Annotated in this window: 9 protein-coding genes and 2 pseudogenes; 6 read left to right on the top strand and 5 right to left on the bottom strand. The window is 58.1% G+C overall.

The features are described from left to right. Positions 1-41 precede the first annotated feature (41 nt). Positions 42-926 carry a helix-turn-helix domain-containing protein gene (locus AB4O41_RS12155; RefSeq protein ID WP_460147879.1) on the bottom strand — a complete coding sequence of 295 codons (885 nt, stop codon included), beginning with the start codon at positions 924-926 and terminating at the stop codon, positions 42-44. 138 nt (positions 927-1,064) lie between these two features. On the opposite strand from AB4O41_RS12155, the gene AB4O41_RS12150 reads away from it, so the two are divergent. Then, on the top strand, positions 1,065-1,967 hold the full coding sequence (locus AB4O41_RS12150; protein ID WP_460147878.1) for a DMT family transporter: 903 nt from the start codon (positions 1,065-1,067) through the stop codon (positions 1,965-1,967). Between the two features lie 25 nt (positions 1,968-1,992). Here the strand turns inward: AB4O41_RS12150 and AB4O41_RS12145 are convergent, their stop codons facing one another. The 3 genes and pseudogenes from AB4O41_RS12145 to AB4O41_RS12135 all read right to left on the bottom strand — a co-directional run bounded on the left by AB4O41_RS12145 (position 1,993) and on the right by AB4O41_RS12135 (position 4,189). Next, positions 1,993-2,502 carry a DUF2165 family protein gene (locus AB4O41_RS12145; RefSeq protein WP_460147877.1) on the bottom strand — a complete coding sequence of 170 codons (510 nt, stop codon included), beginning with the start codon at positions 2,500-2,502 and terminating at the stop codon, positions 1,993-1,995. 140 nt (positions 2,503-2,642) lie between these two features. Then, on the bottom strand, positions 2,643-3,617 hold the full coding sequence (locus AB4O41_RS12140; protein WP_063341505.1) for a 2-hydroxyacid dehydrogenase: 975 nt from the start codon (positions 3,615-3,617) through the stop codon (positions 2,643-2,645). A gap of 196 nt (positions 3,618-3,813) precedes the next feature. After that, positions 3,814-4,189: pseudogene (locus tag AB4O41_RS12135) on the bottom strand (DUF6124 family protein). 475 nt (positions 4,190-4,664) lie between these two features. Here AB4O41_RS12135 and AB4O41_RS12130 point away from each other — a divergent pair. Beyond that, positions 4,665-6,005, top strand: a complete 1,341-nt coding sequence (locus tag AB4O41_RS12130) for a hypothetical protein (protein WP_460147876.1) — start codon at positions 4,665-4,667, stop codon at positions 6,003-6,005. Beyond that, on the top strand, positions 6,002-6,790 hold the full coding sequence (locus tag AB4O41_RS12125) for a hypothetical protein (protein WP_460147875.1): 789 nt from the start codon (positions 6,002-6,004) through the stop codon (positions 6,788-6,790). The genes AB4O41_RS12130 and AB4O41_RS12125 overlap by 4 nt, the downstream gene beginning before the upstream one ends. 17 nt (positions 6,791-6,807) lie before the next feature. Here the strand turns inward: AB4O41_RS12125 and AB4O41_RS12120 are convergent, their stop codons facing one another. Further along, positions 6,808-7,776 (bottom strand): LysR family transcriptional regulator, encoded by a 969-nt coding sequence (locus AB4O41_RS12120; RefSeq protein WP_038979032.1) that lies wholly within the window; start codon positions 7,774-7,776, stop codon positions 6,808-6,810. Between the two features lie 286 nt (positions 7,777-8,062). On the opposite strand from AB4O41_RS12120, the pseudogene AB4O41_RS12115 reads away from it, so the two are divergent. The 3 genes and pseudogenes from AB4O41_RS12115 to AB4O41_RS12105 form a co-directional block, all read left to right on the top strand. Further along, positions 8,063-9,547, top strand: a pseudogene (locus AB4O41_RS12115) (efflux transporter outer membrane subunit); the annotation flags it as partial. A 169-nt stretch (positions 9,548-9,716) separates the two neighbouring features. Beyond that, positions 9,717-11,921, top strand: a complete 2,205-nt coding sequence (locus tag AB4O41_RS12110; protein ID WP_460147874.1) for an FUSC family protein — start codon at positions 9,717-9,719, stop codon at positions 11,919-11,921. After that, positions 11,911-12,111, top strand: a complete 201-nt coding sequence (locus tag AB4O41_RS12105) for a DUF1656 domain-containing protein (protein ID WP_347803141.1) — start codon at positions 11,911-11,913, stop codon at positions 12,109-12,111. Before AB4O41_RS12110 ends, AB4O41_RS12105 begins: the two co-directional genes overlap by 11 nt. Position 12,112 lies beyond the last annotated feature (1 nt).

Here is a 12,112-nt window from a genome sequence, read left to right as displayed (position 1 = left end):
CATGCTCCTGTGAGCTGCCGAAGGCTACGATCTTTTGACCTTTACCGCATGAACGCCTGCCGATATTCCCCGGGCGTGCCACCCAACGCCTGGTGAAACCGGTTGGTGAAATGGCTCGCACTGGCAAACCCACAAGCCAACGCAATATCCCCCAGCGGCTGCAACGTCCCGCGTAACAACTCCCGCGCGCGGCTCAGTCGCCGCGCCAACACATACTGATGCGGTGGCAGGCCGAAGCTCACACGAAACATCCGCGCAAAATGATATTCAGACAACGCACACAATGCCGCCAACTGCCCGAGGCTGATCGCTTCGGCCAATTGATGGTCGATGAACTCCACCAACTGCCGTCGTTGATGCGCCGCCAACCCACCCTTTAGGCGCAAGCCCTGGCGCACACCGACTTGGCTGAGCAGGGCATGGTTGAGCATTTCATGGGCCAGGCTGCTGGTGAGCAGGCGTTCGCCCGGTTCATCCCAGTTGAGGGTGATCAACTGTCGAAAGCGCCGGGCTTGCTGCGGGTCTTCGAGGAACGTGCGCTCGCGCAACTGCAATTCCCGCGGTTCGCGATCCAGCAGCGTGACGCAGCCAAGGGCAAATTGTTCGGGGCTGAAATACAGGTGGGCCAGGCGAATATCGCCGTTGATCACCCAGCCTGACTGATGGGCGGCCGGCAAAATGCACAGTTTGTCCGGGCCGCCCTTGGTGCCGGGCTGGTCGCGACGAAAGGTGCCGGTGCCACCGTCGATATAGCACGACAGGGTGTGGTGGCTCGGCGCTTCGTAGTCCTGGGCGTCATGGTGGTTGTTCCACAAAGCTGCAGCCATGCCGTCACCGAGCTCGGCGCTTTGCTCCAGGCGAGCATTGGGCGAGCGGTTAAGCGCTTGAAAGACTTGCAGGGTCTCGAGTGACACTGGTGCGGCCATGATCGGTTCTCTCCAACGCTTTGCATCCTACTCCGTAGACGTTGACCTGCCAGCCCGCCGGCCGACAAAAGCGCAAGTTTATGCAAGTGCAAAAGGGTTTCGCGCCGGACACTGAAGGCCTATTCAGGAGTCTTCACCATGAACCTTTCGTTGTATCTGCTGACCGTGCTGATCTGGGGCACCACCTGGATCGCCTTGAAATGGCAACTGGGCGTGGTGGCGATTCCGGTGTCGATCGTCTATCGCTTCGGCCTCGCCGCGTTGGTACTGTTTGCGCTGTTGCTGCTCAGCCGGCGCCTGCAACCAATGAACCGTCGCGGGCATCTGATTTGCCTGGCGCAGGGTCTGTGCCTGTTCTGCATCAACTTCATGTGCTTCCTCACCGCCAGCCAGTGGATCCCCAGCGGTCTGGTCGCCGTGGTTTTTTCCACCGCCACCTTGTGGAACGCCTTCAATGCGCGGGTGTTCTTCGGCCAGAAAATTGCCCGTAACGTGTTGATGGGCGGCGCGTTGGGCTTGCTCGGGCTTGGCCTGCTGTTCTGGCCGGAGCTGGCTGGTCATACCGCCAGCCCGGAAACCTTGCTCGGGTTGGGTCTGGCGTTGCTCGGCACCTTGTGTTTCTCGGCCGGCAACATGCTGTCGAGTTTGCAACAGAAGGCGGGCCTGAAACCCCTGACCACCAATGCCTGGGGCATGGCTTATGGTGCGGCGATGTTGTCGGCGTGGTGCTTGGTCAAGGGCATTCCTTTCGACATGGAATGGAATGCCCGCTACATCGGGTCGTTGCTGTACTTGGTGATTCCCGGCTCGGTGATCGGCTTTACCGCTTACCTGACGCTGGTCGGGCGCATGGGGCCGGAGCGGGCGGCGTATTGCACCGTACTGTTTCCGGTGGTGGCGCTGAATGTGTCGGCGTTTGTCGAAGGCTATCAATGGACGGCGCCGGCACTGGTGGGGCTGGTGCTGGTGATGCTGGGGAATGTGCTGGTGTTCCGTAAGCCCAAGGCGTCGATGGTGCAGGGGAATGGCAAATTGGCCTGAGGTTTTTAAAGAATGAGCGTGTTACTTAGCGCTCAATCCTCAATGCCACATACATTAATAGCGGCAGCATAAAATCAACAATATGCCGAGCCCAGTCCTTGGCATTCCATGCCTGTGATTTATCCATGTTGAACCATTCGACGCCGATAACCTGCAGGCAGACGTAATAGATGAAAAGGCCGATCATTAAACCGATAATCGAGAATTTTTTTGCTTCGTGAAACTCTTTGGCTGAAGCATTCAGTTTTCGATAGAGGTGGTAAGTGCCCATCAGGCAATAAACGGTATAAGTTACTTCCAGGGTGATGATAAGCCAGTAAATCCGGTGGTGAAGCATGGGCGAGGTGATGGCCCGATAGTCGGTTTTTTCGCTATTATTGGCCGTGTCCATGCTCAGGACGTGGCCGACATATTCGTAGTTGGTAGCGTAATCTGTAAAGTTGCTATACATCACTAGCAAGCCGAAAAAGCTTATGTAGGCCATCAGTAGTATTTTGCTGATTCTGATGGTTTTAGCGGTTGTAAGGCTGTTCAAATTAAGCGCGCTCCATAAAATTATTCGTAGGGTCGAATCAGTAATGGAGAGTCTATAGCGCTTAATTTTTTTCGTCAGTGGACTGAATTGCAAGTTGTGTAGCGAGCGGGCAGCCGTTTAAAAACGCCTGCCCGTTTTAGTTAGCCTTTCCACACTTGTGGGTTCACCAGATCTTGCGGCCGCTCACCCAACAAGGCGCTGCGCAAGTTGGCCAAGGCACGGTTGGCCATGGCTTCACGGGTTTCGTGAGTCGCGGAGCCAATGTGCGGCAAAGTCACAGCGTTTTTCAGTTGGAACAATGGCGACTCGGCCAACGGTTCTTTCTCGTAGACGTCCAGCCCGGCGCCGCGAATGCGGTTGTTTTGCAGCGCCTCGATCAACGCCGGTTCGTCCACGACCGGGCCGCGGGCGATGTTCACCAGAATGGCGCTCGGTTTCATCAGTGCCAGTTCACGGTGGCTGATCAGGTGCCTGGTTTTTTCGCTGAGCGGCACCACCAGGCAGACGAAATCGGCTTCGGCCAGCAGTTGGTCGAGACTGCGGAATTGCGCACCGAGCTCCTGTTCCAGTTCGGTCTTGCGGCTGTTGCCGCTGTAGATAATCGGCATGTTGAAGCCCAGTCGACCGCGACGGGCGATGGCCGCGCCGATGTTGCCCATACCGACGATGCCCAACGTTTTGCCATGCACATCGCTGCCAAACAACGGCGCGCCGACGGTGGCTTGCCATTGGCCGGCCTTGGTCCAGGCGTCCAGCTCGGCGACGCGACGGGCGCTGCTCATGAGCAAGGCGAAGGCCAGGTCGGCGGTGCTTTCGGTGAGGACGTCGGGAGTGTTGGTGAGCATGATCCCGCGTTCGTTGAAGTAGGCGAGGTCGTAGTTGTCGTAGCCGACCGAGACGCTGGAGACCACTTCCAGTTTGCTGGCGTTTTCCAGTTGCGCGCGACCGAGTTTGCGGCCGACGCCGATCAGGCCGTGGGCGTGGGGCAGGGCTTCGTTGAACTGGGCGTTGATGTCGCCGTTTTTCGGGTTCGGCACGATCACGTCGAAGTCTTGTTGCAGACGTTCGATCATCGGTGGGGTGATACGGCTGAAGGCGAGGACGGTTTTTTTCATTGGAGGCGGCTCGTCGGGCGGTGGTGAATGCCAAGCACGCTAACATTCTTCCCGGACATTTTGCGAGTCTCGGACCGCCGGATGTACGCCATCCAAACCTGTAGGAGCGAGGCTTGCCCGCGAAGGCGGTGTGTCAGGCGACCTCAATGTTAAATGTGAGAAAGCCTTCGCGGGCAAGCCTCGCTCCTACAGGGGATCAGCTGTGTGGCGCGGGTTTTGGTACGTTGAGGTTATCCAGCATCCGGTTCACCGCCAGCGGCCAGCATGACGATCTGCTGAATTGCCATCGCCGTATTCCGATGCGGGCCTTCCAGATAAGTCGCAAAATTGCTGGCCATCACACTGGCCTGGGCCAACGATTCACAGGTATGGGCCAACAGGTCTTCGTCTTTGATCTCCGGTGCGAGCATATACATTGTGCTGGGTTTGCGGATGGTCGGTGATTTGAGGGCCGCGGGATTGAGGTAGTGATTCAACGCGCGTTCAGCGGCTTCGTTGAGTTTTTTGGAATTGGGGGATTCGTAGGGGGAAACGTCGTCGGTTTCCGGAGGGTTCGGTGTTTCTTTGATCATGGGAATTACTCTATGACAGGATAAATAGAGCTGCCATTTTCGTTTCCAAGCGAAAGGGTGGCAGCCATGCGCGGTCTGGAAAACCGGAAATCCCATCAAACCCGGCAGACCCGAAGGTCTCCCGCGCACAGCCGCCATAACAAGTAATTGCGTGCAGAAAAAAACGCCGCAGTATGCCATGTGCTGTGATGGGAATATCAGGTTTCCAAGCCTGGTCACTGATTTGGCAGCGACCCCCAAAGCCTACCCATTTCCCTTCCGACGCAACAACCGTTAAAACTTGTCGGAAACGCCCTCAAAAATCACCCCGTCTGTAGGATCTGCCGAGGGCTGCGATCTTTTGATCTTCCGGCGCTATCAATGACGTCGCCATCAAAAAACTCGGACTTCCCCTACACGCAAAAACGATTCGCCCGGCATCCCTCTTTGAGCCCACTCGCCAAAGTCTCCCATTTCCAAGAAGCGGGACACGAGCGTGACCAGACTCATCCCCCCAAACCAACTCGCCGGCCAACACGGCCAGGTGCTAGACAGCGACCAAGCCGTCGCCGACCTATGCCAGGCTCTGAGCTATCCCTACGACCTGCAAGGCTTCGACGACCTGCTGAGCGCGGTCGGCGCTAATAGCTCCAACTACATGCAGGCCGCCCACCAGCAAAAACTCATCAATGCTGTTAGCAACGGTGATTGGGTCATGGTGAAGCCCCGAGTCGATCCCGATAACGGCGGCGCGTCATGGAATGCCTTCAAACCCAAGCCCGAACCACCGGCGCAACATCTGGTCGAAGAGCACGCCTTCGCCCTGCCCAAACCTGTGGAGTCGGGCTTCCACATCATTCAGCAGCCCATGACCCTCGAAGCTCTGGAGCGCTCGCTGTACGAAAACCCGCCAAGCGATGCACTGCGCCGGGAATTCCGCTCGCTCAATCGGCATCTCAGCGAGCGAGTGAAGCCGGGACAAATGGTGATCTTCAGCGATTCACGGCATTACATGTGCCGCCGTGAAGAGGCGCAAATGATGATCGCGGCGCAGAAGGTCAACGAAGCGCTTAAGGACCTGAGCGAAGAAGAGGCTTCGTTCATGGTCGAAAATCATGAAGTGATTGAGCCGTTTTTGGAGGTGTCGGCGGGGTCGTTGGGTGTGGCGTCCTTCATGGTCGGCCAACACCTGGAAAACCTCAAAGGCACGCTCATCGAGTTAGAGAAACTGCATCAGCAACAATACCGTCAGCACGGCCACTTGCGATCGAGGGATTTCTTTACCCATCGCAAACGGATGATGGCAAAGATCAATGCCAGCCTTGGCCCGCTGGTACGTAAAGGCACAGGCATTCCTGATCATCCCAGGCTTAAACGAGCATTGGGTCTTTCTACTCGCAGAACAATTCACCATTGGAACAAGGCTGGTGCCCCTACCCAACTACCGGGCTATGCGACAAATATTCAAGGCGTATCCAGAGCCGTGAAGTACTTGAAGGCAGGCGGTTATGTTGGCATTGGATTGGCAATGGGCGCGGCGGCGATGAGAGTTGATGAAGCATGCCGCAGTGGAAGCAAGGATGAATGCTCTCAAACAAGATTTGTGGAAGGAGGCAAGTTGGCAGGAAGTATTGGCGGAGGTGTTGCCGCCGGATACGTGGCGAGTAGCGTACTGAAATATGGAATTTGCGCGGCAATAGGTGTGGAGACATTGGGTGTTGGTGGAATCGTTTGTGCGCTGCTGGTGTCGGGTGCTGTCGCCAGTGCGACAGGAACCAAAGGCTCAGAAATTGGCGGGGAAATAGGTGAAAAAATTTATGAGTTCACGCAACCATGAGTGGCGCTGAGAATGTGTATTTGATTGGTTGGGTACTTATTTTCCTGATGATTTTACTCAGTCAGACCCTCTTGTTATTTGGCGCCTATTTCAAACTCGACCAAATTGAAGATCACTTCAACGCGTCTCATCTGGTGAGTATCAATCGAAGCACGGCGGGTAACGGCCCGTTTGGACGGATGAACAGACTTAGGTTGATTGGCGCTTTAACGGGCAGTTTCTATCAACATCAGATGTTGGATTCGTATGCGTTTATGGAGGCTGAAATCTTGCCGGAGCGCCTGAAAAAATGGGCTGAAACTCCAAAAAAACTGATGCGGATTGCGGTCGTCAGCGCTGGACTACTGTTGCTTTGGAGTGGTTTTGTATCTTTGCGTGCAACAATTTCAAATCCGATGAGTGACCTGAAACTACTCTACACAGCCATCCTGATCGGCTTTCTTGCCCTAGCTTTTATCGTTTCACTGCTGCGTGTGTACATCAGTTTTTTTAAACTCGAAGAACTCGAATCTCACCTCAACGACTCTTACTTCGTCGGCCGCAACCGTCGGGTTATGGGTAATGGTCTGTACGGGCGTCATTACCGCTTGGCTCATCTCTCGACCATGCTTCGTGAGGATGATGCATTCCTGCTGAGAAGCGACCCGCATTGTATTGATGGGATAAAACACTTCCCTTTACACCTACGACGCTGGGTCGTTATTCCCAACCTGATGTTTGCCTATTCAATCGTTGGTCTTTGTGCGTATTGGCTCTGCGGAAAGTACGCTGGACTGCTGGGCTAACCCGCAGTCCACACACCTCAGTTCGCCACCCGAACCCCACCCAAACTCCCACTCAATTCATACGCCGCCAATTCCGCCTGATGCGCCGCCAATATCTCCGGCAATGACCCACGCAAGTACTCGACCCACGTCTTGATCTTCGCATCCAGGTACTGCCGCGAAGGATAAATCGCATACAGATTCAGTTCCTGCGAACGGTAGTTCGGCATCACCCGCACCAGGGTGCCGTTGCGCAGCCCTTCAATCGCCGCATACACCGGCAAAACGCCAACCCCCATGCCACTGGTGATCGCAGTCTTCATCGCATCAGCGGAGTTCACCAAAAACGGTGAACTGTTGATGGTGACCATTTCCTGGCCTTCAGGGCCGTCGAAGGTCCATTTTTCCAGCGGGATGACCGGGCTCACCAGACGCAGGCAGGCGTGGTTGAGCAGATCGCTGGGTTTGTGCGCGCAGCCGTTGGCTTTTACATAGGCGGGCGATGCACAAACGATGCTGTAGGTGATGCCCAAACGTTGGGAGACGAAGCCCGAGTCTGGCAGTTCGCTGGCGAGCACGATGGACACGTCGTAGCCCTCGTCCAGCAGATCCGGCACGCGGTTGGCCATGGTCAGGTCGAAGGTCACGTCCGGGTGGGTTTTGCGGTAGCGGGCGATGGCGTCGATCACGAAGTGCTGACCGATGCCGGTCATGGTATGCACTTTGAGTTGCCCGGCCGGGCGGGCGTGGGCGTCGCTGGCCTCGGCTTCAGCTTCTTCGACGTAGGCCAGGATCTGCTCGCAACGCAACAGGTAGCGCTTGCCGGCCTCGGTCAGGGCGATGCGGCGGGTGGTGCGGTTGAGCAGGCGGGTTTGCAGGTGGGCTTCCAGGTTGGAGACCGCGCGCGAGACGTTGGCCGTGGTGGTGTCGAGTTGCACGGCGGCGGCGGTGAAGCTGCCGGCCTCGGCCACGTAACTGAAGGCGCGCATGTTTTGCAAAGTGTCCATGGGGTGCTCTCGAGTGCGATGGCAAATTGTGACACGAAGTTGCTGATTCTTTACAGGCGACTAAAGACGTGACCAAGGGATTATCGCGTTAACGGTAACAAAGATTCACAAGAATCCCGGCTTATCGCCAACAAGGCCCACCCCTAGAATTGCGCCGGTCCCATGTAGGAGCGAGGCTTGCCCGCGAAGGCGTCCTCACAGGCACCATAGCTGTCGCTTGATAAGACGCCTTCGCGGGCAAGCCTAGCTCCTACAGGATCTCCCCCTATTTCAGGAATTTGCAGCAGTGCCGCGTCGCATCAACAGAGCGCTCAAGACGCTCAGTGTTTTGGCTTTAACCCTGGCAATCGGCGGCTGCATCGGCACCGCAGGTATTGCCCCGCAAGGCAAGGCACTGGAGGCCAATTCACTGGCCACCGATGAAGCCATTCAGAGCGCCACACAAGACGCTCATTGGCCCACCATCCAATGGTGGCAAGCCTACGGCGACCCGCAGCTGAACCGCTGGATCGACCTCGCCCTGCAAGGCAGCCCGAGCATGGCCATGGCCGCCGCGCGAGTGCGTCAGGCGCGGTCCATGGCTGGCATTGCCGAGTCCGCCGAGTCGTTGCAGATCAATGGCCAATCCACCCTCAAGCGCCACAACTGGCCCACCGATCAGTTCTACGGCCCCGGCGAGTTGGCCAACACCACCACTTGGGACAACAACGCCGCGCTGGGCTTCAGCTATGCCCTCGATCTCTGGGGCCGCGAAAGCAACGCCACCGAACGGGCCGTGGACATAGCCCACATGAGCGCCGCCGAAGCACGGCAGGCGCAGCTTGAATTGCAGAACAACATCGTGCGCGCCTACATCGAGCTCTCGTTGCATTACGCGCAACGGGACATCGTCGCCGCGACCTTGAAGCAGCAACAGCAAATTCTCGACCTGGCGCAGAAACGTCTGGATGGCGGCATCGGCACCCATTTCGAAGTCAGCCAGGCCGAAACACCATTGCCGGAAACCCGTCGGCAAATCGATGCGCTGGACGAGGAGATTGCTTTAAGCCGCAACCAACTCGCCGCTCTGGCCGGTAAGGGGCCGGGGGAGGGCGCGCAGTTGCAACGGCCGACGCTGTCGTTGGGCGCGGCACTGAAGTTGCCGTCGTCTTTGCCGGCGCAACTGCTTGGCCAACGCCCGGACGTGGTTGCCAGTCGCTGGCAAGTGGCGGCGCAGGCGCGGGGTATCGATGTTGCCCACGCTGGCTTCTACCCCAACGTCGATCTGGTCGGCAGCCTCGGCTACATGGCCACCGGCGGTGGGGCGCTGGAGTTTTTGACCGGCAAGAAGCTCAACTACAGCGTCGGCCCGGCGATTTCGTTGCCGATCTTCGACGGTGGCCGCTTGCGTGCGGAACTGGGTGAAGCCTCGGCGGGTTATGACATCGCGGTGGCGAAGTACAACCAGACGCTGGTCAACGCGCTGAAGAACATCTCTGACCAGTTGATCCGCCGCGAGTCGATGGACAAGCAACAAACCTTCGCCGCCGAGTCGGTGGCCACGGCGCAGAAGACCTACGACATCGCGATGATCGCCTATCAGCGCGGGCTCACCGATTACCTCAACGTGCTCAATGCGCAGACGTTGCTGTTCAAGCAGCAACAAGTGCAGCAGCAGGTTCAGGCCGCGCGCTTGAGTGCTCATGCAGGATTGGTGACTGCTTTGGGCGGAGGCCTCGGCGCTGGCAATGACGTGCCTAATGCCGAGAAAACCCACCCCCCCGAAAACCCCGGTTCTTTTGCGTTGAACACAAAACCTGTGGGAGCGAGCCTGCTCGCGATAGCGGTGTGTCAGTCGACATCAATGTTGAATGTGAAATCGCCATCGTCGGAACGCCGCCCGGAGCAGGCTCGCTCCCACAGGTTCCGCGACCTGACCGAATCTCAATGAGCAAAATTTCATGACTCCCTTGCCCGCACCTTTGCGCTGGCTGTATTCCCTTGAATGGCGCCGGGGGTTCTTCGACTGGGCACGCAGCGATGGCGTGACCTGGGTGTACATTCTCAAGGTGTTGTTCGCGGCGTTCCTGACCCTGTGGCTGGCCATGCGCCTGGAGTTGCCACAACCGCGCACCGCGATGATCACCGTGTTCATCGTCATGCAACCGCAAAGCGGCCAAGTGTTCGCCAAGAGTTTCTATCGCTTCCTCGGCACATTGGCCGGGTCGGCGGTGATGGTCGCGTTGATTGCCTTGTTTGCGCAGAACACCGAACTGTTCCTCGGCGCGCTGGCGATCTGGGTCGGCCTCTGCTCGGCCGGCGCGGCGCGTTATCGCAACTTCCGCGCTTATGGATTTGTGCTCGCCGGTTATACGGCGGCGATGGTCGGGCTGCCTGCCTTGGCTCATCCCGACGGCGCATTCATGGCGGCAGTCTGGCGTGTATTGGAAATCTCTTTGGGAATTCTCTGCTCGACGCTGGTGAGCGCCGCGATCCTGCCGCAAACCGCCAGCGCCGCGATGCGCAATGCCTTGTACCAGCGCTTCGGCGTGTTTGCCTTGTTCGTCACCGATGGCTTGCGCGGTCGCAGTCAGCGCGCGGCGTTTGAAGCGAGCAATGTACGGTTTATTGCCGAGGCGGTGGGCTTGGAAGGGCTGCGCAGCGTGACGGTGTTCGAAGACCCGCACATGCGTCGGCGCAACGGGCGGCTTAGTCGTTTGAACAGCGAGTTCATGGGCATTACCACGCGTTTCAATGCCCTGCATCAGTTGCTTGAACGCCTGCGCACCGGCGGCACCGATCACGTTGTCGCGGCGATCAAACCGGGGTTACAGGAGCTGGCCGAAGTGCTCGACGGTTTTAGCGGTCGCGCCTTGACCAGCCCCGACGCTGCACGCCTGGCCACTGCTTTGGCGACCTATAAGCAACACTTGCCGGCGCGAGTCCGCAGCCTGCGGGCGACCTTTCAGGAGAGTGATCCGAGCGACGCCGAGCAGCTGGATTTTCACACCGCCTACGAGCTGCTTTATCGCTTCGTCGACGACCTGCACAGTTATGCACAGACCCACGCGTCGCTGGCCGATCACAGCCACGAACGTGAACGTTGGGACGAGCCCTTCACCCCGCAAACCAACTGGCTGGCCTCGGCGGCGTCGGGCATTCGTGCAGCATTCATCCTCGTGGTGCTGGGCAGTTATTGGGTGGCCACGGCGTGGCCGAGCGGGGCGACGATGACTTTGATCGCTGCCGCCACCGTGGGCCTTTCAGCGGCGACACCGAACCCCAAGCGCATGGCATTTCAGATGGCCTGCGGGACGTTGCTCGGGGCGCTGATCGGCTTCGTCGAGATGTTTTTCATCTTCCCCTTGATCGACGGTTTTCCGTTGCTGTGCGTGATGCTGGCGCCGGTGATCGTGCTCGGTTCGTTCCTGACGTCACGGCCGCAATACGCCGGGGTTGGCCTTGGGTTGCTGATCTTCTTCAGCACCGGTTCGGTGCCGGACAACCTCACGGTTTACAACCCTTACGCTTTCATCAACGACTACATCGCGATGATCATGGGCATGCTGGTGTGCGCGGCGGCCGGGGCGATCATTTTGCCACCCAACAGCCGCTGGTTATGGCGGCGCCTGGAGCAGGATTTGCGCGGGCAAGTGGTGTACGCCATCAGCGGCAAACTCAAGGGCCTGGCATCGAGTTTCGAAAGCCGCACCCGCGATCTTTTGCATCAGGCCTACGGTCTCGCAGCGGGACAGCCGCAGGTGCAACGGGACTTATTGCGCTGGATGTTCGTGGTGCTGGAAGTCGGCCACGCGATTATCGAATTGCGCAAGGAACAGGCGATTCTGCCGGTGCATCCGGCCTACGCTGAATCTCAATCGTGGCGTCAGTCAATCCGGGTGATGGGGCGTTCGCTGGTGCGGCTGTTTCTGCAACCGAGCCACAGCAATCTGGAACGTGCGCTGGTCGCGGTCGACCATGCGATCGGCCGCGTGCAGACCACCGACGAACCTTTTGCGCCGCACTTCGATACCTCTGCGTTGCGCCGGGTGAAAAGCTACCTGCACTTCATCCGCACTTCGCTGTTGGACCCGCAATCACCGCTCGCCAGCTACACAAATGCCATCGCCATCACCAAGCCCCAAGGACTTGAGCATGCCTCGTGAAATCGCCTTCCACGGCGTGTACATGCCGACCATGACCCTGATGTTTTTCGTTGCCGCGGCGCTGGCTTGGGCGCTGGACCGATTCCTCTCCGGGTTCGATCTGTACCGCTTCTTCTGGCACCCGGCGCTGCTGCGCCTGAGTCTGTTTACCTGTCTGTTCGGCGCCCTGGCGCTGACTGTTTACCGTTGAG

It is taken from the genome of Pseudomonas sp. S2_A02, assembly GCF_054668495.1.
Note: the sequence above shows the minus strand (reverse complement) of the source record. Positions and strands in the feature narration are given on the sequence as shown.

What these genes read in the sequence shown, in the direction of transcription:
- AB4O41_RS12155 (WP_460147879.1), bottom strand. Translation starts at nt 926, where the DNA reads ATGGCCGCACCAGTGTCACTCGAGACCCTGCAAGTCTTTCAAGCGCTT.
- AB4O41_RS12150 (WP_460147878.1), top strand. Translation starts at nt 1,065, where the DNA reads ATGAACCTTTCGTTGTATCTGCTGACCGTGCTGATCTGGGGCACCACC.
- AB4O41_RS12140 (WP_063341505.1), bottom strand. Translation starts at nt 3,617, where the DNA reads ATGAAAAAAACCGTCCTCGCCTTCAGCCGTATCACCCCACCGATGATC.
- AB4O41_RS12125 (WP_460147875.1), top strand. Translation starts at nt 6,002, where the DNA reads ATGAGTGGCGCTGAGAATGTGTATTTGATTGGTTGGGTACTTATTTTC.
- AB4O41_RS12120 (WP_038979032.1), bottom strand. Translation starts at nt 7,776, where the DNA reads ATGGACACTTTGCAAAACATGCGCGCCTTCAGTTACGTGGCCGAGGCC.
- AB4O41_RS12110 (WP_460147874.1), top strand. Translation starts at nt 9,717, where the DNA reads ATGACTCCCTTGCCCGCACCTTTGCGCTGGCTGTATTCCCTTGAATGG.
- AB4O41_RS12105 (WP_347803141.1), top strand. Translation starts at nt 11,911, where the DNA reads ATGCCTCGTGAAATCGCCTTCCACGGCGTGTACATGCCGACCATGACC.